Raw genomic sequence first — 26,482 nt, forward strand, 5'->3', positions numbered from 1 at the left:
GTCTTTGTTCTATTATGGTGTTCTTTGAATTTTTAAAAGTAAAAGTTACAGAAAAATAGATATTTTTTGTTTTATATTTGACTTTTTTTAAAATAAAGAGTATAATACCGGATGGAGATACTGGATTATTTCTTTATTTTGAAAGAATCGGGAGAATTATGAGTAATAACAGTGTTATAGCCGGTTTTGATGATGAAAAAGATGATAGCTTGAAAATTCGGCTTCAAAGAGTAGATGGACTTGATAAGTGCGTAGTTGTTTTTTTAAACGGCTACATTGATACATATAACTCTGCGTTTTTTCAGAAACGTATTGCTAAAGTTATAGACGGCGGTTTTATACAGATTGTATTTAACTGTGCTGCTTTGAATTATGTTTCATCTACGGGTATAGGTTCATTTACAGCATTCTTGAAGACTGTAAAACCAAGGGGTGGAGATATAGTTTTATTGGATATCCAGCCTAAGGTTTACGAAATATTTCAGCTTTTGGGCTTTTCTCAATTTTTTAATATTAAGGATGCCTTGTCCGATGCAGTGGCTTTTTTCCAAAGTTCAAACACCACGGCAACAGCTCAAGTCTTTCCTAAAATATTTGCCTGCCCTATATGTTCAAAAAAGCTTAAGGCTACTAAGTCAGGGCGTTTTAGATGCTCTGAATGTAAAACCATATTGGCTATCGATAATAATGCTCAAGTATTTTTGGGCTAAGCCCCGGACTAATTTTAACCTTATTAAAATAATTGCAGCTTATTCTAAATCGATTTCTTTCGCATAGGCTTAAGCAGCTTATAAGCGCTATGAGCTGCAATAAATCCCTAAATAAAGACGTTCAAACTTACGTTCAAACTTAGGTTTGGCTAGTTTAAAATGAATTAACCGAAAGAGGTGATCCTATCCAGATACCCTCAGCCCCAAGATATTCTTTTTTCTTACCTTGAATCAAAAATTGAACGGAACTTACGGTAGGAAATTCGCATGCAGTAAGTACTATTTGTGCAAGCTGGGCTTGGTAGGCTTCGATACCGTACCGATTAAACTGAAAATCTTCACTTATGTTTATTTCGGCAATTCCGTTTTTTACCTCAATCGATATTAGTTTTGTATCCGGAGGAATAAAGGTTCGGTAGCCTTGTTTTATTTCGTCTGTTGTAGGGCCTTGTAAAAGACTTTTTACGGCATCGGTTAGAGGTGAGTCTGTTTTTTCAAGTTCGCGTATAACGGCCTTGCGTACCAGCTTCCCATCCGATTCTATTTTAATCAAATAAATTTTAGAGCTTCGTTTTTCTGATGTTTTTTCATTTTTTTGTTCAAGTTTAGACTCTTCTTTTTTAGATTCATCTTTATTTTTAGTTTCAGGCTTTTTTTTGCCGGTTTGAGATTCCGTTTTTTGATTTTCTTGGTTTGATGTTTTTGCAGCTGTCTTTTTTTCTTCCTTCGACTTATTTCTTTCCGTTGTTTTTTCCGTTTCGGTAGTCTTTTTTACCGTTTTTTGACTTTGCTCAACCGGTTTTTCTGCCTCTTCTTCGGTTGTTTCTTCTTCAGGAGGCTTTCCTTCATCTTTTTCTGCTGCTCTTATTTTTTCTATTTCGTTTTGGATACCCTCAATATCTGCTTCTTTTTGTATTTCATCCTTAGATTCTTTTTTTTGGAATATGCTCATAGCATTCGTTTTTTCAAAAACACGGGCGATATTATTTTTGTTGATAAAAAAAAGGAGAGCGACCAATAAAATAAATGCAAGCCAAAAAAAACAGCCTAAAGATGTATTTTTCTTTCCCATAATGTCTGACATAATAATATATTTTATAAAAAAATACTATACTTTTTATAAAAAAGTATATACATAATGTTAAAAAAATTGTATAATCATAGGATATGATAATAGCGATCGATGGTCCTGCAGGCTCAGGTAAAAGTACCCTTGCAAAGATGCTTGCCGAACACTTGAACATCACATTTATGAATACGGGCAGTTTTTATAGAGCCTTGGCTCTGGCTGTTTTGCGCTCTTTCGGAGGGAGAGATGACGGAAGCGGAGGACAAGCTCCTGACCTTTCCGATGAAAAAAAGTGGACTTCCTTTGCCGAAAAAACCGAGCTTTTTTATATAAACGGTTCCATGTTCTTGGGTAAAGAAAATGTCGAGCCCTATCTTAGAAGTGATGCTGTAGAATCCATTGTTGCACCTCTTTCAGCTATAGTTCCTATAAGACGGATATTAAATAAAAAAATTCGAGAAGAAGCGGCTAAAACCGGAGCTGTTTGCGAAGGTAGAGATATGACTACCGTAGTTTTCCCGAATGCAGATATTAAGTTTTACCTTGATGCTTCGGCAGAAGCTAGAGCTAAAAGACGCTTTGAGCAGGGAACAAGCAGCCTTTCGTTGGAAGAGATAAAAAAGGCTATCCTTGAAAGAGATGAAGTCGATAAAAACAAAAAAGAAGGGAGCTTAAAAGTAGCTCCGGATGCAGTATATTTGGATACGTCGGATTTGACTATAAATGAAGTTTATGCAAAAATGCTGGCGAAAGTGTCGGCAATAATGTCGGCAGAATTGTCGGAAAATATAAATAATAAAGGGTTATCTATGGAAAAGATGGAAGTGGTTAAGGATGTTGAAAAAGGCTCTAACGAAAACATCCAAGCACAATTACAAGAGGAGTACTTAAATAATTTTGAGGCTCCGGAGGCGGGGACAATTAAGGAAGGTCATGTTGTTGCTGTAAACAACGGAACCGTTTTTGTCGATGTAGGCGGTAAATCCGAAGGTCATATTTCTTTGGATGAATTTGATGAAGAACCTAAGATTAACGATAAGGTAAATGTTCTTATCGAAAAAACCGAAAGTTCTAACGGCCATTTGTCCGTATCTAAAATTAAGGCTGATAGACTTATTCTTCAAAGAGAGTTTAAACAAGCTTATGCCGATAAAACTCCGATTGATGGTACGATTGCAAAGCAGCTTAGATCAGGCTATGAAGTAAAACTCGGCGGAGGATTGACTGCATTTTTACCTCTAAGCCAAGCGGATGTGTCAAGGGTTGAAAAACCTGAAACCTTGGTGGGATTAAAGTCAAAATTTTATATTGAAAAATTGAGCTTTAACTCACGTTCAGGTGAAAATATTGTTGTAAACCGCCGTAAATATATCTTAGAATGTATTGAAAAAGAAAGAAACGCTTTTTTTGAAAACACAAAGATAGGAGACACTGTAAAAGGAGAGGTTAAGAGTTTTACCAGTTTCGGTGCCTTTATTGATTTAGGCGGCTTTGACGGTCTTTTACATATCAATGACATGAGCTGGGGACATGTAACACGCCCGAAAGATTTTGTAAAAAAAGGCGAGGAAATTGAACTTAAAGTAATCCGTCTTGATCCGGAAAATAAGAGAATAAACCTTTCATTAAAACATTTTACTCAGGATCCTTGGCTTCAGTTTGAGGATAAATTCCACGTTGATGATATTGTTACAGGTACGGTTACAAAGACGACAGACTTTGGTGCCTTTATTGAGTTGGATGAAGGTATTGAAGGTTTGGCTCATATAAGCGAATTCAGCTGGGTTAAGAAGATTAATAAACCTGAGGATATCCTAAAGCCGGGAGATAAGGTAACATGTATGATTCTAGGCTATGATATTCAGGCAGGAAGGGTTTCTTTAGGGCTTAAGCAGGTTACAGACAATCCTTGGGATACAATCGAAGAACGTTACCCTGTAGGAACCCGTTTAACCAGAAAAGTTGTAAAAATTACCAATGCAGGCGCCTTTATTTCCCTTGAAGAAGGTATTGACGGATTTTTACATGCAGACGATATTTCATGGATTAAACGTGTAAAACATCCGGGCAGCGAGCTTGAAGTAGGCAAAGAAATTGAAGTTATTGTTATTGAGTGCGATGCCGAATCAAGAAGAATCCGTTTGGGTATCAAACAGCTTACTGATGATCCTTGGGAAAAGTTCGGAGCCGTTTATAAGGTCGGTTCTACTGTTGAAGGAGAAGTTTCCTCAATTACCGACTTCGGTATATTTGTAAAAATCCCCGGAGACATCGAGGGCTTGATTCACAAACAAAATTTGGTTGAGTCTAGGGATGAAACGCCGGAAGAAGCTCTTGCAAAATATGCTGTAGGAGATAAGATCAAGGCTGTGGTAATCGAAATAAATCCGAGAAACAAAAAAACCGCTTTCTCGATTAGGGATTTTAAACGAAAACAGCAGCAGGAAGAAATTTCTCAGTATATGTCAACCGAACAAGAAGATGAAGATTCATCTTATACTCTTGGAGACCTTTTAAAGAATAAACCGGAGTAAATTCGTTCGTTATGAGTACGATCGAGAGCATTAAAAGAGATAAGCTTAATACTCTTATAAATACGAGCTTGCTGATAAACTCTAATTACTCTGATTTGAGTGTCCTATTGGAAAAGATAGTAGAATCGGCAATGGAAGTTGTGGAAGGAGATGCAGCGTCTCTTCTGATGCTTGAACCTGACGGTGAAAGACTTAGGTTTGAAATTGCTATCGGCCCTAAGGGAATTGAAGCAAAAAAGATTGTACTTGCTTTGGATGGTATTGCAGGCTGGGTTATAAAATATAATCGAAGTGCCATCATAAACGATGTATTAAGCGATCCGCGTTTTGATCCTACAGTGCAAAAAGTTACAGGTTATCGAAATCGTAATATGCTTGCGGTCCCTATGTGCATTAAAGAAAAATGCATAGGTGTTATTGAGGTTTTAAATAAGAGGGACGGAAAAAACTTTGATGCAGACGATTTAAATGTTTTGGAACTTTTTGCCACTCAAACGGCCATAGCTTATCAAAATGCGAAGCACTATGAAAAATCCCGCGAAGAAATTATTTGTTTACAAGATCAGCTGGAGCAGGATAGAGGATATCACACTTTTATTACAAAAAGTAAGGTAATGAATGAAAAACTCGATTTGTGCCGTAATATAGCGGCCTCAGATGCTTCAGTGCTTATCTTGGGCGAAAGCGGAGTGGGAAAGGAGCTTATTGCAGAGCAGCTCCATCTTAATTCCCACAGGGCAGATAATCCCTTTATAAGGGTAAACTGTGCAGCCTTGCCTGAAGGTTTGCTTGAAAGTGAGCTTTTCGGCCATGTAAGAGGAGCCTTTACGGATGCAATTTCGGATCGAAAAGGCAGATTCGAACTTGCAGACCATGGGACTATTTTTTTGGATGAAATAGGGGATATTCCCCTTGCTCTTCAAACAAAACTCTTGAGGGTTTTACAGGAAATGGCATTTGAAAGGGTAGGTTCAAATAAAACTCTTACGGTTGATACCCGTATAATTGCTGCTACAAATAAAAACATAGAAGAACTTGTTAAGCAGGGAAAATTCAGGTCGGATCTTTATTATCGTTTGAATGTTTTGCCTGTCTATATACCTCCTCTTAGAAATAGGAAAGAGGATATACCCGAACTGGCTTATTTCTTTTTAAAGAAATTCAGCAAAGAGGTAAAAAAAACGTTTTTAGGTTTTTCGCCCGATGCGGAAAAACTTATAAATGCTTATTCTTGGCCGGGAAATATTCGGGAACTCGAAAATGCCGTTGAGAGGGCCTGTGTTTTAGGCAAGCCGCCGTACATAGACAAAAAAGATTTGCTTTTAAAACTTGAATCCGGTTCCGTTGAAACTGAGACGGATTATTCGAATATGGATTTAAAATCGGCTGTAAATGATTTTAAAAAATCTTTTATCGTCAATATTTTAAATGAGCAAAAATGGAATCAAACTGCTGCAGCCGAAAAACTCGGAATACAGCGTACATATTTATCGAGATTGATAAAAGAGCTTGAAATTAAGGAGATATAAAATGAATTTGGAAGAAAATAAAGATTTGGCACAAAAAATCAGTGATTTTTTAGCTGCAAACAGAAAAATAGTAATTGGTGTTTTTGTCTGTATTTTACTTGTTGTTGCAGGTACTGTTAGCTGGTTTGTAATAGGTGAAAATTTAAGAAAAACTTCAGTAACAAGTGTAGAAAAAGTTATTTATGAACTTGAAGAGTTTAAACGCCAAGATCAGGCAAAAAATTCTTCTGCCGGAAATACTGACGCAGAAGACCAAGAAATAGTCTCTGAGGCCGTTAAGGAGGCAGAGGATAAGGCTATTGAAGAACTTAAACTTCTTGGGGCAAAATATTCTTCTTCCTATGCCGGTTTTAGAGCAAATACTGTTATAGCCGAAATTTATTTTCAGAGAAAAATGTATGAAGATGCTTTTAAATTTTATGAACTTGCTGCCGCAGCCGTAAAGAATTCTTATGTTGAAGGCGTTGCATCTTTTAATGCTGCATCTTGTGCCGATGAGTTAGGCGATAAAGAAAAAGCTCTCGCTTATTATGAAAGAGCCTCAAAGGTTGAAGATTTTCCCCTAGTGCCCAGAGCTATTTTTAACACAGGACGCTTGTATGAGGCTTTATCCAAAAAAGATGAGGCTATCCTCTCATATAATAAACTTCTGGAAAAATATCCTCAAAACGAATGGGCACTTCTTGCAAAGTCCCGTGTAATTGTTCTTACAGGAGACGGCACAAAGTAGGTTAATATGAAGATTAAGGATAAATTGTAAAAAAACGATTTATCCTGACGTGAGACTTTATATGTTTAAGAAAAACATATTATTTACGGTAATTGCTTTTATTTTTTTGTCCTGCGGTATAGATGATGTTGTTTATTTGGAGCCTCCTAAGTTAATTCATAGTCCTACGAGCCATAGCGATGAAAATGAAAAATACTTTGAATTTAGAACTTCCGATACGGCTAATTTGACCGGATCAGCCGGTTATTTTAAAGGTTTTGAAGTTTATTACCGTATTTATGAGTCAAAAAATGACTGTGAAAATGCAATAAAGAGTATGGAGCAATATGCAGAAACAAATCCTTCAAACTCTGTAAATTATCTGATTTCCGCATATAATTATAAACTTTTAAGCCATTCAAATCATTCTTATCAAAATAGACCCATTGTTAATGCTGCGTATTCTGATCGAAGTGTTAAATTCCGTATTGAAAAGCTGAATTCCTCTAATGATTTTAGTATAGACGGATCGGTCAAGGGTAGGGTTTTACGTCAGTTCGGTGAAGAATTTACCGATGAAAAACAAGGGGATTATGATGTTCAATCTTCAAGTAATCTTTCTTCTAATCCTCCTTCCGATTCTTTTTATGTTGCAGCCTTTGCAGCGACTTACGGGTTTGATAGTACTTTTAAAACCGTTTACAGTAAGCTTATTTCTTTGGGCTATGTTGAGATTAAAAAAAATAGTTAAATTTCTCCATAATACTTGAAATTCTATGTATGATATGATAAAATACATCTCACGAGGCTTTTATGAAAATCCTGAGATTTGTTGTTTTTGTATTTATGTGTTTGGTTATGTCCTCATGTACACGTATCACAAAGAAAAATTCAGCTAAATACGATATAGATAATATTTTGAATAAAGATGACCCGGTAACAATAAATATGTGGCATTATTATACGGCATCGCAAAAAGATAAATTCGACAAGCTTGTGGAAAATTTCAATGCTTCTGAAGGTGCAAAATATGGTGTCTATGTGCGAAGCATAAGAAAGGCAGGAAACGCAAGTGAAATATCGGCTTTTCTCGCTGATGCCTTGGACAAAAAAATTGAGGCAGATGAAATTCCCGATATTTTTTCGGCATATCCCGATACGGCTTATGAATTCAATGAAAAAGATCTTTTATTGGATTTGTCCGATTTTTTTACAGAAAAAGAAAAGGAAGAATATGTAAGAAGTTTTTTGTATTCATCCGGCTTTGGAGTAAAAAACGAAATAAAGCTATTTCCTGTTGCAAAGGCTACTGAGGTTTTGGTAGTTAATAAGACTGAATGGAAACCCTTTGCAGATGTTATGGGCGTTTCTTACAATGATTTGGCTACATGGGAAGGCTTGGTAAAGGTTGCAGAGCAGTATTATAAGTGGACTGATTCTTTAACGGATGAACCTAATGACGGTAAACCATTTTTTGGGCGGGATGCCCTAAGTAACTATATTTTAATCGGTACCTATGAACTCGGTAAAAGTATCTTCAATGTTTTAGAAAACGGAGATGTGAATTTTGTTTTAGATAAAAAGGTTATGAAAACCTGTTGGGATAATTATTATGTTCCGTTTGTAAAAGGTTTTTTTACTGCAAAAGGAAGATTTAGAAGTGATGATTTAAAAACCGGAGATATAATCGCATGTATAACATCAACTTCTTCCGCAATATATTTACCGTCTAAAGTTATAGACGATTCCGCTAATTTTACTCCCGTTGATTTGCAGGTTTTGCCTGTTCCTCATTTTAAAGATACAACAAATAAAGCTATTGTTCAGCAGGGAGCCGGTATGGCTGTACTTAAAAGCAGCCTAAAGCGTGAAACGGCCTCCGTTCTATTTTTAAAATGGCTCACGGATATGCAAAAATATTCCGAATTTGCCGTTTCTACCGGATATTTACCTGTAAAGAAAAAAGAGCTTGAATCTAAGGCTGTTACGGAAGCCTTTTGCAGTGACGGCGTATGTATTTTACCTGTTGTTCAAGATTCTCTTAAGGTAAGCCTTGAAGCAATAAAGTCCATGGATATTTATTTTCAGCCTGCTTTTAAGAACTCGGATAAGGCAAGAAATCTTCTTGCTGATTTATTGCAAGAAAAAGCGGAAAAAGATAGGGCTGAGGTTCTTGAAAGCATTAAAGCCGGAAAAAACTATGATGAAGCTTTAAAGAAATTTCTTAGCGATAATGGTTTTGAAGAGTGGTTAAAAGAACTTGAAGAAAAATTGTTTGGTTTAAAGTAATCGGAGTAATCATGCAAAAAAGTAACCGGCATCGAAAACATTCTGCCTCAATTTTGTCACGCCTTTTGGTTCCTATGCTTTTTGTCTTTGTTATTCAGGCAGCGGTAATGGTAATAATGTTTTTAAATTCGGATATTCTTAAAAAATCCAGCGACGATGCCTACAGAGTTTTAAGTGAAAAAGTTTTAAACCGTAAAATTATTATCGAAAATGAAATGGCTAATAGATGGACTAGAATTGAAGACTTGCATGAAAATGTTTTAAATGTAATTCAAGCCGAATTATCTCAAAATAATATTGAAATTTATCAGCTTGCAGATAGGCCTGATTTGCAAAACCGCATTCTCGATGCACTCCTTCCTCAGCTGACCTATATTATAAGGCGAAACTATGTTACAGGAGCCTTTGTGGTTATTGATGCTCCGGCTTCTTCGATAAGAGCAAATGAATTTTTTTATCCCGGCTTATATGTTAGAAATGATGACCCCTCTTCTTATTCTTCAAGTAATGAGGATATTCTTGTATCGAGAGGACCTGCAGAAGTTGTACAAAAGCATAATATTGCTTTAGGAGTGGATTGGTCTCCTTTTTTTACTATTTCTCCTAATAGCAGCGCCTCAGCCTACAGGTATTTTAACTCGCCTATTGGTGCAGCACTAAAACATCCTAATGAACCGGCTAAGGATTTAGGGTTTTGGAATACTTTATTTAAACTGGACTCTTTAAGTAATGAGGTTATTACATATTCAATTCCGATAATGGACGGGAGAGGAAATATTTACGGAGTTATCGGTATAGATCTGTCTGCAAAATATATTCAGTCCTTTTTAAATTTTGGTGAACTGGATATTTCCAAACGAGGAATGTATTGTATAGCCGTTGACGTCAGCAACGATAATAGTCAAATATTTTCGCCTATAGTGTTTAATAGTGTTGCAGATAATTTGAGTGTAAATCATATTCCGGATTTTACGGTTAGCAAGGGTGAGTATAAAAATATTTATACTATTGATGAAGGATCAATATTTATAGAGAAATACTGTTTAGCTGTCGAACCTTTTCATCTGTACCGGAACAATGGAATGTATAAAAATCAAGAGTGGGTATTGATAGGATTTTCTCCACAAAAGAATGTGCTTTCATTTTCAATAACTATAAAAAGTATTTTCTGGAAGTCTGTGCTTGTTTCAGGATTTTTGTTTGTGGTAGGTTTATATTTATCAAGCAAACAAATTTCTACTATGTTTAACAAGGTTGTAATAAAACTGCAAAATAGTGATCCGCGCAAAAAAGTGAACATCGAAAAGATGAATATAAGAGAGATTGATACCCTCATTGTTGCAATAGAAAATTTGAGTGCCAGCGTTTTTAATGCAGCTTCTCGCGTATCTACAATTATAGAAAAACTTCAGGTTCCTATAGGTGTTTTTGAAGAGAATATGTTGATGGGGACGGTATTTTGTAATTCTATTTGGTTTAAGTTATTTAACATTCAAGCCTATTCAGGCGATTCCGTTTTAAAGGCGGATGAATTTTATAGTCAGCTTAAACATTATGAATATTATATAAATGAAAAGGATGATATTAAGACTATCTATGCTATTCCTACAGATGAACATGGAAAAGTTCGTTGGATAAGGTTTACGCAGATGAAGGAAAATAATAAGGTGCTTGGTATAGCTGTTGATATTACCAAAGAAATTGAAGATAGAAAAAAACTTGAGCTTCAAATAAATTATGACAATTTGACAGGTCTTTACAATAGGTATGCTTTTGATAAAAAGATTACCGAAATATTTAAAAACCACTATTTAGGCATATGTGCTCTTGTTATGTGGGACCTTGATAATTTAAAATATCTTAATGACTCTTTTGGCCATGCATACGGTGATATGCATTTGATATCTTTCGGAAAAAAACTTGCCATGCTTCAACAAGAATACTGCATTGTGTGCAGACATTCCGGTGATGAGTTTTATACATTCTTTTATAATTTTTCTTCATCTGATGAAATAAGGCTTATTTTGGCTTCCTTTTGGAAAGAAATACAGGATACAAGCATAATGCTTCCCAACGGTGAGTATTCAAAGTTACGCGTTTCGGCCGGTTTGGCTTGGTATCCCTACGATGCAGACAATCAGACCGATTTAATTAGATATGCAGATTTTGCAGTGTATGATGTAAAACATTCTTTTAAGGGTTCCTTGCATGAGTTTAATTTGGATTTTTACAAAAAAAATTATATAATGATTTCCGGTACAGAAGCTCTTAATCAAATGCTCGAAAAGAATTTAATTAAATATGCTATGCAGCCAATAGTTATTTCCGGTACAGGCGATGTTTACGGATATGAAATGCTCATGCGATCTTCAATTCCCGAATTTAAAAACCCTGAGGATGTTTTGCGGTTGGCAAAGGCTCAATCAAAACTTCATAAACTTGAAGAGCTTACTTTTTTCGGTGCTATGGAGACCTTTGTAGAGAAAATCGAAAAAGGTGAAATATCCGGAAATACAAAAGTATTTTTAAATACTATAAGCTCTCAAGTTCTTTCCGATGCAAAATTTTTGGAATTTGAAGAAAGATTTAGGCCATATCTTTCGAATATTGTTTTGGAAATTACTGAGTCGGAACCGCTTAATACAAACTTTTATGAGATAAAAAACGAAAAAATACGTAGTTGGAATGCTATGGTGGCCATAGACGATTTTGGAAGCGGGTATAGTAACGAATCATCTCTTTTATTTTTATCACCGAACCTAGTCAAAATCGATATGTCCATAGTAAGGGATGTTCACAAAAGTCTTGATAAACAAAATGTGTTGGAAAATCTCGTTGCTTATGCAAAAAAGAGGAATATAATAATATTGGCTGAAGGGGTTGAAACTATAGATGAGATAGATGTTCTGCTGCGCTTTGGTGTAGATTTATTTCAAGGTTACTTTTTTGCAAAGCCTTCTTTTGACATTCTTCCCATACCTGAAGAAAGAATACAGGAATTAAATAGAATTTTTTCGCTCTATTAGGCTAATTGTGTTTTGTTGCGGTAGAGCCTAATTGACCGCATGCTCCTCCTATTTTTTGACCCCGTTTTTGTCTGGTACTTATGTTAAAGCCCGCTTTTTTTAGATAGCCTTCAAAATTCCGTACTTCGGCTTCTGACGGGCTTTTAAAATTCAATCCTTCTATGGGATTCCATGGAATTAAATTTATATAACAGTCAAGGCCTTCAGCAAATTGGATGACCTTTTCAGCCGCTTTTTTATCAGTATTAATCCCATGCATAAGGGCAAGTTCTAAGGTTACCCTTTTGTTTGATTTTGAATTAAAATATTTTATTGTTTTTTTTAAATCTGCAAGGGGGTTTGTTTTATTAACCGGCATGAGCTCTGTCCTTAATGTCTCATCGGCCGTTGTTAAGGATACTGCAAGACGTACTTCCGGTCCATTGTCTGCCATTTCATAGATTCCCTTGCATAGGCCCGAAGTTGAAACGGTTATGCGCCTTTTAGAAAGATTTCTGCCTTTAGGATGTGAAAGAATGTTTATCGTCTTGTTTATTTCGGGTAAATTTAACATGGGTTCCCCCATTCCCATAAAAACTATATTGTCTAAGGTTCCGGCTTCTTGTTCCAAGTATAAAAATTGTTCTATTATTTCTGAGGCTGATAAGTTTCTTAAAAATCCGATTTGTCCGGTTTTACAAAAAGCACACTTCATCGGGCAGCCTGCTTGGCAGGAGACACAGGCCGTTTTTCTTTTTGCTTTATCTGTAAGTAAAACAGTTTCAACAACCGCTCCGTCGTATAGTTCGATAGCTAATTTGATTGTACCGTCCGGGTCCTTTAAAGTCTCTTTTATTTTTGTGGAAAATAAAGAAAATTTTTCATTAAGCTGACGGCGCATATCCAATGACAGATTGGTCATGTCATCGAAAGTCTTTGCGCCTGAAGCTATCCAATAAAAAATTTGTTGGGCTCGGAATTTTTCTTTTAATCCGCAAAAGTCTTGAATCTCCTCAGGCAGCATTCCCGAAAGAGCTGTTTTGTCCTCTTTAATGGTCATTTTTTGTCAGTTCGAACAAAAGATCCGAAATTGTTTGATTTTTTATGCCTAGTTTTTGGAAGTCGATTAAAGTATCTATAGCCTTTTGCTTTTCTTTTTTTTCGATATAGCATTGGGCAAGTTCAAGGTATACCCTGTAGTTTGTATCTTCAGTATTTTTAAGATGGGTTAGGGTAGTAATGGCCTGATCGTATTTTTGCTGTAATTTGCATAATATTGCAAGGCCGAGCATTGCATAAGAATCGAAGTCGATATCAAGGGCTTTTTGATAACATTCTTTTGCTTTTTCAAAATCATTCATACTGCGGTAGGCATCACCTACTCGTGTTAAAATGACCTTGTTGTTAGGATCAAGTTCAAGTATTTTTTTCCAGTATACTATGGAGTTATATTGCTGATTTAGACCTCGGTAACAGTCTGCAAGACCGAAAAGGCCGTAAAAATTATCAGGTGAGCGTTCAAGTGCTCTTTCAAAATAATATACACCACGGTCAAAGAGTTTCATTTTTCGGTAACAGTTGCCGATAGAAGTTAAGATGCGGATGTCTACAAATTCCCCGCTGGATTCCATTACTTTTTCCCAATAGACAAGGGCTTCCCTATATTTTTTAAAATCATAGTTTAAGTGCCCTAAGCCTATTAGAGCATAGGCATTTTTAGGAGATTTTTCTAAAACTTTAAGATAAAGTTGTTCTGCTTTTTCAAATTCCTTAGTTTTGCGATAAGCGTCGGCTACACGGGTCAATACGGTGATATTTTTATCATCAAACTTAAGGTATTCTTCCCAGATAGCTATGGCCTTTGGAAACTGATTCATTGACTTGTAGCAGTCGGCAAGGCCGAAAAGGGCGTAGTTGTTGCTTGGATGGTGTTCCAGGCATTGTTTGTAAAATTTTATTGCATCGTTGAATTTATTGTTTTTGCGCTCTGCATCCCCTAATCCGACCAACGCATAATTATTTGCGGGATCAAGTTCCAATATTTTTTTAAAAACATTTATAGCTTCCTTGATACTATTACCTTTTAAAAGAGAATAGGCTTGCTTTGAAAGTTCGGATATTTCTACTTGGGTTGAATTTTCGGCAGCTGATATATCTTTGTTAAATTCCGGGCTATTTATAAAAAAAAGCTCATCAATGGGGGCATCCTCGCTCCCGGGTGTTTTTTTGAAAACTATTGTAGTTTCATCAATGTTATCCATACTTTTTAATTCCTCTTTATGTTTTATATTAATCTTAACTATAACTATCTTAATCTAACACTAAGTATATGCCGCAATTTTAAATAAGCATGCGTATAATTTCCGCTAATTTGTCCAGCAAAATATCTTCTTTGTGTGTATTATGTGCCAGATGATAAAATTTTAATGCTTTTAGTTGTTCATTTTGGTTTGCATAATAGTCGCCTATTCTTGCAAGCCCGTCCGAATAACCTGTTGTGATAAATATCCTTTCCGCAGCGAGTATGTCTTTTTTATTATAGAGCTCGTTTCCTCGAAGATTAAGTTTGGCTTTTTGCTCTGAAGTCAATGTCTTAACAGGTAATTCGGAGGTTTTGATAAATCCTTCTTCAATTTTTTGCAATATTCTCTTCCTTAATTAAATAAACATTTTAAACATAACAATATAAATATTTAAAAATTTTTATTATATTGATTGTAAAAATACTACCTATGTTGCATTTTTACAATCAATTTTCGAATATTATACCACGAGTCTTAATCTAATTCAATAACTAATAGAAGAAAAATATAACCGAAAAGTAGAATTTACCTGCTTTTTGGGTATGCAGTAAATTTATTTTTACATATTATTCGTCAAAATCGTTATAATCTAGGTCATCATCATCGTCGTCATATTCAAAATCTTCATCGTCATTAAAGTCATCATCAAAATCATCGTCATCAAAGTCTTCATCATCGTCAAAGTCTTCATCATCATCAAATTCATCGTCATCAAAGTCTTCATCGCCATCGAAATCATCAAAATCATCGTCATCAAAATCATCATCGAAATCGTCATCATCAAAGTCGTCATTATAAGAATCACTAAAAATTAAGGCCTTATTGAATGTCTCCAATTCAAGATTTTCAAGCATAAGTAACTCCTTGTACTACTATTAGTTTATATCTATATAATTATAATAGATGAGAGCTTATATTTTTGTCAACTAGATAATATCAAATTCTTGTCTTTTTTATATAATTTATTACCGTATTTTATAGACCAGTAAGCCCGAGCGGCCTGTTTCAAAAAAATTCTGTTCTTCCCATGCGGAAATTATTGCGCCGTTTTTTATTATAAAGTAGGTATAGATAAAGTTTTCAGGTAGCTTAGGCAGTTTTAATTCTTCCCATTCCTGTGTTTGAGGTTCAAAATAAAATAATTCTCCCGTTTCTAAAAGAAGAGCTTTAATCTTATCTTCAGCCTTAAATTCGCAGACTGAAGCGGTAATTTCAAAGTCGCCTTTGTATGAGTTTTTAGAGTTTTGGTAAAAAATTACTTGTTTTGTATTTAAATCTTCCGAAAAGAATTCGGCCTTTACGTTTTTTTGAGTTTGCTGTAAGATTTTATCTATTCCGTCTTCATCTGATACAATAGGAGAAGATGCATTTATAAATTCTTCTTGGCTTATTTTAAAATAGTTTCCTTTTAATAGTTCTTCAAACGAAAAAAATGAAAAATAGTCAAAACTGACATGATCGTTTTTTTCCGTTTTAAAAGCCGTAAACCATTTTTTATTGAACTCAAGAGCCGATAACTGCGAAGTATTTTCAAGGTTAAAGGTTTTAGGTGTGATAAGGCTTAAAAGCTCGCCATTGACGCTATTATAGCGTAATAGGCGTGAAGGGCTTTCATCTTGAATAACCGGAGAAAAGATGGTGTTTGTATATAGCCTTATAAGGCTTCCAACGTCGGTTTTATAAAAACCGTCCGCTGTTTTTGCATAAAATTCGCTCTTTACTTCTATTTTGGGTTCTTCATCAATAGTAAATGCGGGCAAGATTCCGGCCTTATTTACGAGAAAGAGGGGCGGATCATACATCAGCCCTAATCCTGAAACTCTTATAGCTTCCGTCCATGGTAAAAAATCGGTTCTTGGTGCTTCATCAGGTGAATTTATTTTTTTTAATGCCGGCACCTCTAAAGTTTCATCTTGAGTAAAATAATACCAAGCTGAGGTAATAGGTATAGCGGGACTTTCTTGATTTTCCGGTTTGTTTATATTTTCGGCTTCGGCCGACTTATTTGTACACGAGGCAAACAAGAGGGCTAAAGCCGATAATACCGTAAAGATTGTTTTTTGCGATAAACTATGCAAGGGCGATTACTTCTATTTCTACAAGGGCATCTTTAGGAAGGCGTGCAACTTGTACGGCAGATCTTGCCGGATGGTTTGAAGATCCGAAGATTTCTGCATATACTTCATTCATTGCAGCAAAGTTATTCATATCGCTTAAAAAGACGGTGGTTTTTATTGCCTTATCTATGCTTGTTCCGGCTTGTTCCAAAATAGCTTTTACATTGAGCAAGGACTGGCGCGTTTGGGCTTTAATTCCTTCAGGAAAGGCTCCCGTAGCAGGATCCAAAGGAATTTGTCCCGATGTAAACACAAGGCCGTTTGCCTTAATTCCCTGAGAATAGGGGCCGATAGCTGAAGGGGCTTTGTTTGTTGCGATAATTTCTTTCATATTTGATACTCCTAAAAATAAAATTTTATGTAAATATTCTACTCGTTTAAGGCCTTATAGTCAAGGCCGGCATGGTTGTGTATCTTGCCGGTGCATTCCCTTGTATTTTCTTTAAAGTTAAATTCAACCTAAAAAAAAGTTATTCATCACGTAAAAATCTAACACATTCTTGTTATTATGATATTAACAATTTCAGCACCCCCGCTTGAAAAAATGCCTTACTTTGAATATACTCGCAGAATAATTTTCATTTATTTTGGAGTTTTTTAGATGGAAAGTAAATCTTTTTTTAAGAAAGAAATCGGGCTTGAAAACTTTATCTTTTTAGTATGTTTTTTTGCCTTCTTTTTCGGTGTCGGCTCGGTTATGGGCGGCGTAAATATGATTAAGACAATGATGGAAACAGGCTTTGACTTACTTATCAATATCTGTTTGTACTTAATGGCGGTTGCCGTATTGGCCGGAGCCGTATCGGGGCTTTTTTCGGAATTCGGTACCGTTGCTTTGATTAACAAAATCTTGTACAAATTGATGAAACCCTTGTATGACTTGCCGGGTGCTTCTTCCCTAGGTATCTTAAACTGCTTTTTGTCGGATAATCCTGCAATTTTAACCCTTGCCGATGACGATAATTTTAGGCGTTATTTTAAACAATACCAGCTTCCTGCCCTTACAAACCTCGGAACGGCCTTCGGAATGGGATTGATTACCACAACGGCAATGATGGGACTAAACATAAAATCGGCGGTTCCGGCGGCTTTGATTGGAAATGTCGGAGCAATAGCAGGAAGTATAGTTTCAGTCCGCTTGATGATTTACTTTTCAAAAAAACGCTACGGAACGGAAGCCCTTGTTTCTACAAAACGAGTTGACCCCATCCCCGAAAAAATGCGTCCCGTAAGGGCAGGCGGTGCCGGAAGCCGATTTATTCAGGCCTTGCTTGACGGCGGAAAATCGGGAGTCAGCATGGGCATAGCTATTATTCCGGGTGTAGTAATTATCTGTACAATAGTCATAATGCTTACAAACGGCCCAAGCGCAGATGGTACATATACGGGAGCCGCCCGCGAAGGTATAGCCCTTCTTCCATGGATAGGCAAAAAGATAAGTTTTATCTTGAATCCGATTTACGGCTTCAGCACCCCTGAGGCTATCTCCGTTCCGATTACAGCACTCGGTTCTACAGGCGCCGCATTAGGCATTGTAAAAGAAATGTCTTTAATGGGAAAAATAAATGCAAACGATATAGCAGTTTTTACAGCTATCTGTATGTGCTGGAGCGGTTATATTTCTACCCATATTGCAATGATGGATGCCCTTGATACAAAGGAGATGACCGGAAAAGCTATTTTAAGCCACACCATCGGCGGCCTCTTTGCAGGTTTTGTAGCCCACATTATAGCCTTTATACTTTAATATAATGGCAAGTATAATGATTCAAGGGACAACCTCTTCTGCGGGTAAGTCCCTTTTTTGTACGGGCCTTTGTAGAATCTTTAAAAAGAAAGGCTTAAAAGTTGTTCCCTTTAAATCCCAAAATATGTCCTCGATTTTTTTTACCGCATTTGACGGAAAAAAGATAAGCAGTGCCCAAGCCCTTCAAGCGAGGGCTGCCGGTATTGAGCCCCGTCCCGAAATGAATCCCATTCTCCTCATCCCCAAAACTGATGTAGGCTCTAAGGTTATAATCCTAGGAGAAGAAAAAAAGGAGATGAAGGCGAGGGAGTATTTTGAGTATAAAAAGACCTGCAAACCTATGATATTGGAAACCTTTCAAAAACTTGAAAGGGAAAACGATATTGTAGTTATAGAGGGAGCAGGGAGTCCTGCCGAAATAAACCTAAACCAAAATGACATAGTCAACATGGGCATGGCCGAGATGGCCGATGCTCCGGTTCTCTTGATTGCCGACATAGACAGGGGCGGAGTCTTTGCCCAGCTCTACGGAACAGTAATGCTCCTCCCTGAAAAAGATAGAAAAAGGATTAAGGGCATGATTATAAATAAATTCCGCGGAGACAAGAGCCTATTAGATCCCGGCATCAAGATGATTGAAGACCTTGTAAAGATTCCTGTGATAGCAACCATCCCCTACATGCACTTGGAACTTGCCGATGAGGACAGCCTCATAGACGATGATAAAAAATGCAATACCCAAGCCCAAAGCGAGGAAGAGCTGGAAAAAGAGCTGGATAAACTCGCCCGCCTCATCGAAGAGAACAGCGATATGGAGTTTATCTTTAAGACAGCCGGGCTTAAAGCCGGGCTTAAAGCCGGGCTTTAGCCCTGGCTGTAAAGCCGGCTTTACAGCCAATTATTGCGTCTAGTTCTTCTTTTTTAAATGACCGGCAGAGTCAACCTCCCATTCTTCTGTTCCCTTCTTTGTAACTTTAAATTTATTTGCATTGACACCGGTATTGCCTGTTAGTACTTGGGTCGACGCCTTGTATTTAGACTTGGGCACGGTAATTCTTGCAGCTTGGTTTTGATCTGCATCTAAGGTACTGCCAACATTTATTGCTGTTGAATTATTTAAATAGACATCATTTTTACCGTGTATATGCTCATCTCCATCGGTTGAAGGGGTTATTTTAGCAGAGCCGGACATATTGAAGATACCGTTATTGTAAACTGCTCCCCCTTCCTTGGCTTCGTTTCCTGTAATTGTTCCGCCTTCCATTGTGAGAGTTCCTAAATTACATATACCGCCTCCAAAACCGGTATGAGTATCGTTGTTTTTATTCTTTGCTATATTATTCTTTATTTCACACGAATCTTTTATGATAAGCGTGCTGCCTGATTTAATATAAATTCCGCCGCCTCCGCTATCTGTATCAGAATTTTTTGATTCATTGTTGAATATTTTTGTGTTACCTTTTAATACAAGATTTCCATTCTCTATATATATACCTCCACCTTGTCCAAAAGAAAAGCATATATTATGACTTATTTCAGCGTTACCTTCAATTATATTTTCACCTGAATTGGTAGCAATGTAAATTCCGGCTCCATTATATGCTCCATTGTCTTTTATTGTGGATGTTCCCTTTATCCATAACCGCCCATTATGTGAAAGATTCTTTATATAAATTGCACCGCCCATTCCAGTACCTGTATTACTTTTACATTCCTTTATAGTTACATTTTCAATTTCTAATGATGCTTCTTCTACATATACTCCTACCCCAATGCCTTCTTTTCCTTTTTTAAGAGTTATATCTTTTAATTTAAGAGTTACTCCGTTAGAAACCTTGAATATCCTGCATTTTTCATTGGCATTAAGAGTTATATTAGAATTTTTGCCTATAACAGTTACATTCCTATTTACGTTAATTTCATCAGTGGATACGGTAGCGGTAAGGTTTGTTTCTGTCCCATCCACTATAATAACCTCAGCCCCGCCGGTCTTTTCAACTTCGGTTTTTAACTCTGCCCAAGTTGTAACTGTCTTACTACTATTTTCTTCCAATTGTCCGGCTGTATTTATTTTCCACTTTTTACCGTCTGGAGGTTGATCGGTAACCTTGAATTTAGATACTTTATCTGCAAGAGTAACACCGGAAGCGGCTGTTAAGACAGTGATTGTAGGAGTAAGGGCTGAAGGATAATTCATAGGACTTATTCGGGCAACAGCGGCTTCCGATAAATTTCCCGTGATTGTGATTACCTTGTCTGCAGGGAGATAAACATCATTTTTGTCTGCATCAATAGTTATCTTTGCAGAACCGGAGATTTTGAAAGTTCCGTTATTGTAGACTGCTCCTCCATGTTGCGCCTCATTATCTTTTATTTCCCCGCCTTCTATTGTGAGAGTTCCTAAATTACATATACCGCCTCCAAAACCGGTAAGAGAAGTACCGTCGGATTTTTTTGCCTTGTTTCCCTCGATAAGACAAGAACCTTTTATAGTAAGGGTTCCATTTGGCGAAATATAAACACCTCCTCCGCCTGCAGCACCAACCCTTGATTCATTATTTAATATTTTTGCATTACCCTGTAAAACAAGAGCCCCCTTATGGATATATATACCCCCTCCTTGACCGTTACTTTGACAAATATTACCCCTTATTTCAGCGTTACCTTCAATTATGTTTTCACCTGAAGTGATGTCAATGTAAATTCCGGCTCCTAATTCTGCTTGATTGTTTTCTATTTTTGAGTTACCCTTTATCAATAATCTCCTATCAGAAGAATTACTTATATAAATTGCACCGCCTTTTCCTGAATTTTTTTCATTCTTACATTCAGTTATAGTTACATCTTCAATTTCTAATGATGCTCCTGTTACATGTACTCCTGCCCCGAGGCCGGTAATACTTTTTCCTTTTTTAAGAGTTATATCTTTTAGCGTAAGAGTTGCCCCGTTAAAAACATTGAATATTCTATGTTTGTAATTTGCATCGAGTATAGCCGCACCTTCGCCCTTAATTGTAAGGTCTTTATTTATTAAAATTTCCGAAGTGTTCTCATCGGCTGTAAGAGTAGTTTTTACGGTTATGGTATTGCCGGAGCTTGCTGCAGTTACGGCATCTTGAAGTCCTTGCCAGCTCGTAATTTCAGTTGCCTCTTTTTTTAGTACAAGAGCATTTAGTGTAGAATCCCTTTGAAGCGACCAAGTTTGTCCCGATTTTTGAGTTAAACTAAATTTGGATATGTCCCCATCATTCAAGGCATAACCTTCGCCTTTTACTACCTGCCTACCGGCAGTATATGTATTGTCTGCAGGTGTTATTCTAGCGACGGAGGCTTCCGATAAATTTCCTGTAATTGTAATTACTTTTCCTGCAGGGAGGTAAACATCGTTTTTTCCTAGGGTATTTTCATCGGGGGCTGCAGAAGGCACTATCTGTGCAGAACCGGAGATTTTGAGGGTTCCGCTGTTATAGATGGCTCCGCCTAAACCGTTAGGAGAAATAATCTTATTGTCTTTTATTATAGAATTCCCTTTAATATCAATATTACCTGTTGAAGATATCGCTCCTCCTGCCATACCGGCTTCCGAATCCTTTATATCCGTATTGTTGAGGGTTAAAACCGAGTTGATGTCGGCTTTTATAGCCCCGCCTGTAGCCTCATAAGTATTTCCTTCAATTTTTCCGTTTTGAAGAGTGAGGCCGGTCAAGTTTAAAGTTGCTCCGCTTTTTATATTGAAAATACGATGAGAGGGATTAGGCTTATTAGAGCCGTCCTTATTAGCATCTATAATGCTGCCGGCCTTTCCGCTTAAGCCTTGGATATTTATTTTTTTGCTTACCTCAAATTCTCCCGAATTATTTGCTTCATTTGTTGAAGTTATATTCCCGTTTATATAAATAGTATCCCCGTCAGAAGCCTTTTTCACAGTCTTTTTAAGAATCTGCCATGAACCATTACCGGCACGTACTTCTTTTTTTATTTTATAGTAATAAGTCTTTTCATCGCTGTCGGTATAATTAGGCCCGCTTGCCTTTAATTTAACCTCGTATATTTCATCCACTCCCGGAATCGGGTCCAGTAATATCTTTGTAGAGTTTCCGTCTTGTTGGCTGCTGCCTGTAGGCCCTGTAAAATCTGCGGGCGCCGGAGTAGAAGTTGAAAGTTTTACCTCAGCATTTATGGTTACACCGTCAGGATAAGCGTCATTATGAGCTTTTAGAATAACAGGGTTTCCAAAACATGAAGATATATGAATCGGATTCGCAAATGTTCCTGTGCTCAATGCACTTTCATTATCTTTATAGACTCCGTAATTTGTTAATTCACCCATGGCAGAATGATAAGAAATTTTCGGGGTAGGAAGTTTTGCTAAATTGGTTACACCTGAAGTTTCATCAGAAGCAAGGCCTCGCAAATCTTTTACTTTAACCTTATAACTCAAGCTCTGTTTGGTTTTTACCCCCGTTTTTATACAGAGCATCCATTTTCTATCATCAGAATTCGCAGCAGGGATAGACGGAAAGCTTGTTGGTCCTCCTCCTGTTATTTCTTCGTTTGCAAGTTGTTTGATTTCTTCATTAGTAGGAATAAGGATTCCCTGAGAGCCGCTCACATCGAAGCCTTCTTTTGTTAATTTTACCTGAATAGGGGCTTTTTGGTTTTCTCCTTCAGTGAAGTAAACCTCAGATATATCTCCATGGAGTGAAGTATCTATTGAATTAGCAGGTACTGCAAATTTAAAGATTAAAACATAATACGAATTTTCCCCATCTTCTATTTTTCCTGTAGTAACCCATTCCGGTTTAGGAGGAACCGTGTTAGCCCTAAGTTTATAATTATAGTTTTGTACAAATCTTCGGTTATCTTTTTTATTGTAAAGTTTTATTTTAGGATTAAGGTTCGCCTTACCTTGTTCGTTTTTAAGTAAAAAATCTTTTTTATAAGTGAGCTCGATTCTATCGTAACTTGTTTGGGTTAAAGTATAATCTTCTCCAAATTTAGGCCTTCCTCCGCTTTTACCATTTACGTTTTTATCAAAGACGATAATATCATCCGGAGCGTTCGAATCACCGGGCATTAAAAATTCAAATTTTTGGGAGTTATTAAGTTTAAAATAAATGTGTGCATCTTCGCCGGAGGGCAAGGCGAAAAAGTCGTCTTTGTCAATCGGAAGTCCGGAGGGAATCTCAATCTCGGTTATATTTGCAGTATTTGCCCAATAGGAAAAAGTTTTATCAATATCGTCAAGAAGCTGCTTGCATGATGTTAAACTTACTAAAAGCAGCAACGGTAAAAATTTAGTTAAAATTTTTTTCATTTCTATTTCTCCTATAGGTTAAAATTCCCAGCCCAAAGAAAGGGACGGCTGAATTACATATTTAGGAAAATCCTTTCTAAATAAAATGATGTGATCTAAATTTATCTCAAAATATAATTTTTTATAAAGATAAACTTGAACAGCTGTTCCTCCGTTTACCGAAGGGCACCAAAACCAATAAACGGGACTTTGTATATCCGATTCGGGATACGTAAATTTTGCCTGTATTAAAAAAGCCGCTCCTCCTCCCAAATGCAGATCAAAATTAAGTCTGCGCTTGATTATTGGAAACATATATACCAAGTTAAATTGAGGTATGATAAAACTGGATTTTAATGTATAGATTTCATCTTTAGAGCTTTTTAAAAATAAGCCTGAAGCTGAAAGATTAAAACCTATACGGCCGTATAATTTCTTTATAGGTATAATACTAAACCATAAAGAACCTCCGGCAGGATAAATATTCGATTTAAAATATCGGTATAATATTTTATTTTGCATAAAGGCACTAAAAGTGTAGCCTAAAGATAAAAATATATCGAGCGGCTTTTGAAACGCAAAGGCTATATTTTTGGAGCTATCATGTAAACCGCTTGGATCTGTTGCAGTAAAAGTATAAATTCCGGGTGAGAACTTTGAAAAATCCAGCTTAAGTTTTATTTTTTTTCCGTCTTTATCCGCTTCTATTACGGTGCATGGTATTGGGTTTTCCGTATCTTTGTTCAAAGTAAATATTGTTTCCGCAAAAAGATTATTGCCTAAGACGATGAGTGAGTCTGAATCCGTTTCATCGAAGTATATTGTATTGACTGATAATGATAAAACTTCAGGCTGATAGGCTATGCGCACATCAAAATTTCTATATTCACTTGCAGAGTCCAGCTGATTAAGAAGATTAATTATAGCTACCTTATAGCGGTATTTTCCCGGTTGTAAAGAAACATTTATTGAATTCTTTTTTAAATTCTTTTTATCGATTTGTATCCAGTTACCCGAATTATCTTGTTTTTCGAGTACAAATTCAAAACCTAAGATGTTGTCTATTGCTTCCCATGATAAATGCTGATATATAGATGCTCCTTTATTGCCTTCTTCTATAAAGTAGCTTTTTTTAGCCTTATCTTCGGTTTTTAACGGTTCCTGTGCATATAAAATAAAGCTGCATAGAAAAATAGATATAATGGTAATCGGCTTTAATTTTATCGAAAATCTTACCTTAGTTCGGCTGATTTTTTGCTTACTCATCTATAAATAACCCCTATATTAGAACCATGAATTCTTTTATATTATTCGGTAAAGTTATCATAATTTACCTGTTATTTCAAGACTACGGCAGCTTTGTGTTTATAGCCGGATTTAGGAGTTATATAATACCGTTTTTAAAGGCAAAGGCAGCAAGTTGAGTCCGATCGGCGACAAAGGTCTTATCAAAGATTACGGAAATACTGTTCTTAATTGTGCCTTCTGAAAGGCCTTGTTTGTAGGCAATTTGTTTGTTTGAAAGCCCCTCTGCGACCAGCCTTATAATTTCTATTTCTTTTTGGCTCAAGCCGTACTCGTCTTGAATTTCGGGCAGGGGCTTTGGGGTTCTTTCGCCCGATCCTTCATGGCTTTCAAAAAGCATGGTTTTTGCGACTTCAGGATTTATAACAATATTGCCCGAAATAGCCGCCTTGATTCCGTCATAGATTACATCGGGAGCGCTGTCTTTTAAAAGATAACCTGAGGCACCGTATTGAAGAGCTTTTTGAATGTATTCGGTATCATTAAAGGTGGTGAGAATCAATATTTTTATATCGGGAAAACTTTTTTTATTTTTTTGCCGCCTCTACACCGTTACATTCAGGCATTCTTATGTCCATGAGGAGAAGCTCAGGTTCTTTTTCTTCACATATTTTTAAGGCCTCATTTCCGTTACAGCCCGTTGCAACAACTTCAATGTCGGGATAAGCAGAAAAAATAATTTTTAAGCCCTCGCATATTAGTTTTTCATCGTCTACAATAGCTATTCTCATAGATTTAATATAGCATAGTTTTAGTGCCTGAATCAATATAATCGCACTTTAAACTTTTTTTTGCGATAATCAATGACTATTTTCCTTATAAAAAATGACTTTCGGCACTTTTATTTTCACCGGAATAAATTAAAATAAGGGCATATAAATCAAGAAACTTCTTATGGAGGTGTTTTATGAAAATATTGGAAGTTAAGGATGTATCAAAAAAATACGGAAAAAAGCAGGTGCTTTCCGGTGTTTCTTTTGATATTGAAGAAGGCGATATCTTCGGTTTAATCGGGCCTAACGGTGCCGGAAAATCAACCCTGATAAACATAATAACCGGAATCTTGGATCCGCTAAACGGCGAAGTGCTTATAGGCGGACACAATATCAAAAAAAATCCGATAGAGGCAAAAAAATTGATAGGCCTTGTACCTCAAGAGCTGGCTCTCTCAGAGGATATATCAGCGATCGATAATCTCAATTTTTTTGCAAGCCTTTACGGTCTTTCAGGAAAAAAACTAAAGGATGCTGTAAGCGAAGCCTTGGAAGTAACCGGCTTAACCGAAAAGAAAAAAGAAAAGGTAAAAAAATTTTCGGGCGGTATGAAAAGAAGACTTAACCTTGCTGCAGCCATTATGCACAAGCCCCGCCTTTTAATATTAGATGAGCCGACTGTAGGTATTGACCCCCAGTCAAGGAACAATATATTTGAGTATCTGCGCAAGATAAATTCCCAAGATAAAACTACAATTCTTTATACCTCCCACTACATGGAAGAGGTGGAAGAGCTTTGCAAAAATATCTTTGTAATCGATGAGGGAAGGGAGATTGCCTACGGCACCCTTAATTCCGTAAAGGAAAAGGCCAACGGAACCGTAACCCTTGAAATAAAGGCCGACAATATAAATGAAGACCTAATAGAAAAAATCAGGCTTCTTGATGGGGCATTAAATGTAGAACAATCAGCAGATACCGTTACCATTCTATATGAGAGAAGTAAGGTCAATCTTGATGAAACTATTAAAATATTACAAACCTCAGGAGCCGTAATTAAGGCTCTTCAAATCAATGAGCTTAATTTAGGCGAAGTATTTTTGCAGCTTACAGGAAAAAAATTGCGTGAATAACGATTGAAGCTTCAGGAGGAATA

The 26,482-nt window shown here is 36.6% G+C and carries 19 protein-coding genes and 1 pseudogene; 10 read left to right on the plus strand and 10 right to left on the minus strand.

Annotated features, from left to right (window positions below; translation table 11 throughout):
- Positions 1-158: 158 nt before the first annotated feature.
- Positions 159-710, plus strand: coding sequence for an STAS domain-containing protein (locus JO40_RS07315; protein ID WP_044978767.1), 552 nt, complete (start codon positions 159-161; stop codon positions 708-710).
- 154 nt (positions 711-864) lie between these two features.
- On the opposite strand, the gene JO40_RS07320 is transcribed toward JO40_RS07315, so the two are convergent.
- Positions 865-1,782: a GerMN domain-containing protein gene (locus JO40_RS07320; RefSeq protein ID WP_044978768.1), complete on the minus strand. Its 918-nt coding sequence runs from the start codon at positions 1,780-1,782 to the stop codon at positions 865-867.
- 95 nt (positions 1,783-1,877) lie between these two features.
- On the opposite strand from JO40_RS07320, the gene JO40_RS07325 reads away from it, so the two are divergent.
- The 6 genes from JO40_RS07325 to JO40_RS07350 all read left to right on the plus strand — a co-directional run bounded on the left by JO40_RS07325 (position 1,878) and on the right by JO40_RS07350 (position 11,866).
- Positions 1,878-4,313: a bifunctional cytidylate kinase/30S ribosomal protein S1 gene (locus tag JO40_RS07325; RefSeq protein WP_044978769.1), complete on the plus strand. Its 2,436-nt coding sequence runs from the start codon at positions 1,878-1,880 to the stop codon at positions 4,311-4,313.
- An 11-nt stretch (positions 4,314-4,324) separates the two neighbouring features.
- Complete coding sequence (locus tag JO40_RS07330) at positions 4,325-5,842, plus strand: sigma-54-dependent Fis family transcriptional regulator (protein WP_044978770.1); 1,518 nt, start codon at positions 4,325-4,327, stop codon at positions 5,840-5,842.
- 1 nt (position 5,843) lies between these two features.
- Positions 5,844-6,572, plus strand: coding sequence for a tetratricopeptide repeat protein (locus JO40_RS07335; RefSeq protein WP_044978771.1), 729 nt, complete (start codon positions 5,844-5,846; stop codon positions 6,570-6,572).
- A gap of 61 nt (positions 6,573-6,633) precedes the next feature.
- Complete coding sequence (locus JO40_RS07340) at positions 6,634-7,302, plus strand: hypothetical protein (RefSeq protein WP_044978772.1); 669 nt, start codon at positions 6,634-6,636, stop codon at positions 7,300-7,302.
- A 62-nt stretch (positions 7,303-7,364) separates the two neighbouring features.
- The gene (locus JO40_RS07345; protein ID WP_044978773.1) at positions 7,365-8,840 is read left to right on the plus strand and encodes an extracellular solute-binding protein; all 1,476 of its coding nucleotides are present in this window, start codon (positions 7,365-7,367) and stop codon (positions 8,838-8,840) included.
- 11 nt (positions 8,841-8,851) lie between these two features.
- Positions 8,852-11,866, plus strand: coding sequence for an EAL domain-containing protein (locus JO40_RS07350; RefSeq protein ID WP_044978774.1), 3,015 nt, complete (start codon positions 8,852-8,854; stop codon positions 11,864-11,866).
- A 1-nt stretch (position 11,867) separates the two neighbouring features.
- On the opposite strand, the gene rlmN is transcribed toward JO40_RS07350, so the two are convergent.
- The 6 genes from rlmN to JO40_RS07380 all read right to left on the minus strand — a co-directional run bounded on the left by rlmN (position 11,868) and on the right by JO40_RS07380 (position 16,596).
- The gene (rlmN, locus tag JO40_RS07355) at positions 11,868-12,905 is read right to left on the minus strand and encodes a dual-specificity RNA methyltransferase RlmN (protein ID WP_044978775.1); all 1,038 of its coding nucleotides are present in this window, start codon (positions 12,903-12,905) and stop codon (positions 11,868-11,870) included.
- Positions 12,895-14,106, minus strand: coding sequence for a tetratricopeptide repeat protein (locus JO40_RS07360; RefSeq protein ID WP_084224525.1), 1,212 nt, complete (start codon positions 14,104-14,106; stop codon positions 12,895-12,897). Before JO40_RS07360 ends, rlmN begins: the two co-directional genes overlap by 11 nt.
- 79 nt (positions 14,107-14,185) lie before the next feature.
- Positions 14,186-14,488, minus strand: a complete 303-nt coding sequence (locus JO40_RS07365) for a hypothetical protein (protein WP_044978776.1) — start codon at positions 14,486-14,488, stop codon at positions 14,186-14,188.
- A 226-nt stretch (positions 14,489-14,714) separates the two neighbouring features.
- Complete coding sequence (locus JO40_RS07370) at positions 14,715-15,002, minus strand: hypothetical protein (RefSeq protein ID WP_044978777.1); 288 nt, start codon at positions 15,000-15,002, stop codon at positions 14,715-14,717.
- 111 nt (positions 15,003-15,113) lie between these two features.
- Positions 15,114-16,226, minus strand: coding sequence for a DUF8086 family protein (locus tag JO40_RS07375; RefSeq protein ID WP_245608789.1), 1,113 nt, complete (start codon positions 16,224-16,226; stop codon positions 15,114-15,116).
- A complete protein-coding gene (locus JO40_RS07380) occupies positions 16,219-16,596 on the minus strand; it encodes a RidA family protein (RefSeq protein ID WP_044978778.1) in 378 nt (125 codons plus the stop codon). The genes JO40_RS07375 and JO40_RS07380 overlap by 8 nt, the downstream gene beginning before the upstream one ends.
- Before the next feature lie 270 nt (positions 16,597-16,866).
- Here JO40_RS07380 and JO40_RS07385 point away from each other — a divergent pair, with 270 nt between their 5' ends.
- Positions 16,867-18,012: a CD0519/CD1768 family membrane protein gene (locus tag JO40_RS07385; protein ID WP_044978779.1), complete on the plus strand. Its 1,146-nt coding sequence runs from the start codon at positions 16,867-16,869 to the stop codon at positions 18,010-18,012.
- A gap of 4 nt (positions 18,013-18,016) precedes the next feature.
- Positions 18,017-18,880, plus strand: a complete 864-nt coding sequence (locus JO40_RS07390; RefSeq protein ID WP_044978780.1) for a cobyric acid synthase — start codon at positions 18,017-18,019, stop codon at positions 18,878-18,880.
- Positions 18,881-18,919: 39 nt separating this feature from the next.
- Here JO40_RS07390 and JO40_RS07395 read toward each other — a convergent pair whose 3' ends face one another.
- The 3 genes and pseudogenes from JO40_RS07395 to JO40_RS15335 form a co-directional block, all read right to left on the minus strand.
- Positions 18,920-23,329, minus strand: coding sequence for a right-handed parallel beta-helix repeat-containing protein (locus JO40_RS07395; protein ID WP_044978781.1), 4,410 nt, complete (start codon positions 23,327-23,329; stop codon positions 18,920-18,922).
- An 18-nt stretch (positions 23,330-23,347) separates the two neighbouring features.
- On the minus strand, positions 23,348-24,574 hold the full coding sequence (locus JO40_RS07400; RefSeq protein ID WP_044978782.1) for a hypothetical protein: 1,227 nt from the start codon (positions 24,572-24,574) through the stop codon (positions 23,348-23,350).
- 118 nt (positions 24,575-24,692) lie between these two features.
- Positions 24,693-25,344 (minus strand): annotated as a pseudogene (locus tag JO40_RS15335) (response regulator).
- Positions 25,345-25,520: 176 nt separating this feature from the next.
- Between JO40_RS15335 and JO40_RS07410 the strand changes: the two are divergent.
- Positions 25,521-26,459 carry an ABC transporter ATP-binding protein gene (locus JO40_RS07410; RefSeq protein ID WP_044978783.1) on the plus strand — a complete coding sequence of 313 codons (939 nt, stop codon included), beginning with the start codon at positions 25,521-25,523 and terminating at the stop codon, positions 26,457-26,459.
- The last annotated feature ends 23 nt before the right edge of the window (positions 26,460-26,482 follow it).

Origin of the sequence: Treponema putidum (assembly GCF_000755145.1) — a bacterium.
GTDB classification, from domain to species: Bacteria; Spirochaetota; Spirochaetia; order Treponematales; family Treponemataceae; genus Treponema_B; species Treponema_B putidum.

Bases quoted from the DNA above. Each gene is read 5' to 3' on its own strand.
- JO40_RS07345 (WP_044978773.1), top strand. From the start codon at position 7,365: ATGAAAATCCTGAGATTTGTTGTTTTTGTATTTATGTGTTTGGTTATG.
- JO40_RS07330 (WP_044978770.1), top strand. From the start codon at position 4,325: ATGAGTACGATCGAGAGCATTAAAAGAGATAAGCTTAATACTCTTATA.
- JO40_RS07360 (WP_084224525.1), bottom strand. From the start codon at position 14,106: ATGGATAACATTGATGAAACTACAATAGTTTTCAAAAAAACACCCGGG.
- JO40_RS07315 (WP_044978767.1), top strand. From the start codon at position 159: ATGAGTAATAACAGTGTTATAGCCGGTTTTGATGATGAAAAAGATGAT.
- JO40_RS07350 (WP_044978774.1), top strand. From the start codon at position 8,852: ATGCAAAAAAGTAACCGGCATCGAAAACATTCTGCCTCAATTTTGTCA.
- JO40_RS07335 (WP_044978771.1), top strand. From the start codon at position 5,844: ATGAATTTGGAAGAAAATAAAGATTTGGCACAAAAAATCAGTGATTTT.
- JO40_RS07320 (WP_044978768.1), bottom strand. From the start codon at position 1,782: ATGGGAAAGAAAAATACATCTTTAGGCTGTTTTTTTTGGCTTGCATTT.
- rlmN (WP_044978775.1), bottom strand. From the start codon at position 12,905: ATGACCATTAAAGAGGACAAAACAGCTCTTTCGGGAATGCTGCCTGAG.
- JO40_RS07395 (WP_044978781.1), bottom strand. From the start codon at position 23,329: ATGAAAAAAATTTTAACTAAATTTTTACCGTTGCTGCTTTTAGTAAGT.
- JO40_RS07390 (WP_044978780.1), top strand. From the start codon at position 18,017: ATGGCAAGTATAATGATTCAAGGGACAACCTCTTCTGCGGGTAAGTCC.
- JO40_RS07385 (WP_044978779.1), top strand. From the start codon at position 16,867: ATGGAAAGTAAATCTTTTTTTAAGAAAGAAATCGGGCTTGAAAACTTT.
- JO40_RS07380 (WP_044978778.1), bottom strand. From the start codon at position 16,596: ATGAAAGAAATTATCGCAACAAACAAAGCCCCTTCAGCTATCGGCCCC.
- JO40_RS07370 (WP_044978777.1), bottom strand. From the start codon at position 15,002: ATGCTTGAAAATCTTGAATTGGAGACATTCAATAAGGCCTTAATTTTT.
- JO40_RS07340 (WP_044978772.1), top strand. From the start codon at position 6,634: ATGTTTAAGAAAAACATATTATTTACGGTAATTGCTTTTATTTTTTTG.
- JO40_RS07325 (WP_044978769.1), top strand. From the start codon at position 1,878: ATGATAATAGCGATCGATGGTCCTGCAGGCTCAGGTAAAAGTACCCTT.
- JO40_RS07400 (WP_044978782.1), bottom strand. From the start codon at position 24,574: ATGAGTAAGCAAAAAATCAGCCGAACTAAGGTAAGATTTTCGATAAAA.
- JO40_RS07410 (WP_044978783.1), top strand. From the start codon at position 25,521: ATGAAAATATTGGAAGTTAAGGATGTATCAAAAAAATACGGAAAAAAG.